Here is a 1,507-nt window from a genome sequence, read left to right as displayed (position 1 = left end):
AGCTGCAGGAGCCGCTTCCGGCTGCGCCGGGTTGAACGAGCCGAGAATTTGTTCTTTTTCCTCTGCCGTCAGTAAGTTCAGTTCGGCGATCTTCGCATCCGGACGGCTTACGATCGTTTCAAGCAGCTGCTCGTAATGTTTCGCCAGCCGTTCGATTGTCTCCCTTTTGTAGAGAGCCGTCGCATATTCGAAGCTGTAATCCAAGCCGCCGTTCTCCTCGCCCACATCCAGGCTGATATCAAACTTCGCGGTATCCAGTGCGCTCGGATAAGGAGTCAGGCGAAGCCCTTCCAGCTCAAATTCCTCGTTCTCCGTATTCTGCATCGTAAACAGCGTGTCGAAGAGCGGATTGCGGCTTAAATCACGGGTGACTTGCACCTTGTCCACCAATTCTTCGAACGGATAATTTTGATGCTCGAAGGCGTGGAGGGTCGTTTCTTTGACTTCGTTCAGGTATGACAGGAATGTCTTTTCCGAAGCAGGATAACTGCGGATAGCCAGCGTGTTTAAGAAAATCCCGATCAACAGCTGCACATCTCCATGATTCCTTCCGGCAATCGGCGTACCGACGATCACGTCTTCCTGACCTGAGTATTTATGCAAAAGGACGTTATACGCCGCAAGCAGAACCATAAACAGCGTCGTGCCCGTTTCCGAGGCCAGCTGCTTCAGGCCGTCGGTTTTCGAAGCGTCGAAGAAAAATTCCAGCGTTTGGCCTTCGTAGCTCTGCACTGCGGGACGTGGATAGTCCGTCGGCATTTCCAGCACCGGAAGCTCGCCTTGGAACATGTCCAGCCAATACGCCTCCTGACGCTGAAGCCGTTCCTTCTGCTCCTGCGAATGCTGCCAAACGGTGTAGTCTTTGTACTGAATGCGCAGAGGCTCCAATTGCTCGCCGCCGTACAAGCGGACGAATTCTTCAATAAAGATTTCCATCGAGACGCCGTCGGAAATAATATGATGCATGTCGTACATTAGAATATGGCGTTCCGGAGCCAGCTCTACAAGGCCTACCCTCAGCAGCGGAGGCTTCGCCAACTCGAACGGACGGACGAAATGGCGGACCGTCTCTTCGGCCTCTTGCTCATCCGCTCGATAGAACTCCACGGCAAAATTCACGTCCTGGTAAATCCGCTGCGATGCTTCGCCATCCACCATTTCGAAACCGGTGCGTAGTGTTTCATGCCGCGCCACGAGCTTACGGACCACTTCTTCGAACCTTGCCCGGTCCAAAGCACCCTCCAGCAGCATCGCTTCCGGCATGTTGTAGCTAAGCTCCGCGCCTTCCAGTTGATTCAGGATAAAGAGACGTTTTTGAGCAAAAGATTGCGGGTACATCTCTCGGTCATCCGCCACCGGAATGGCAACGAACGCCTGTTCATCCAGTCGGGATATGGCGGCCGCCATGCTCTCAATCGTGGAATGGCGGAACACGTCGCGCAGCGGCAGATCCACGTTCAACTCTTTATGAATCTTGCTGACCAGCGTCGTCGCCCGCAGGGAGTGT

1 protein-coding gene is annotated in these 1,507 nt (G+C 54.0%); it reads right to left on the bottom strand.

Features of this window, described 5'->3' with window-relative positions:
• On the bottom strand, positions 1-1,507 hold a 1,507-nt coding region (locus GQS10_RS22765), incomplete at both ends, for a condensation domain-containing protein (protein WP_243735365.1).

The organism is Paenibacillus turpanensis (genome assembly GCF_011421635.1).
Classification (GTDB): domain Bacteria; phylum Bacillota; class Bacilli; order Paenibacillales; family YIM-B00363; genus Paenibacillus_AK; species Paenibacillus_AK turpanensis.
Note: the sequence above shows the minus strand (reverse complement) of the source record. Positions and strands in the feature narration are given on the sequence as shown.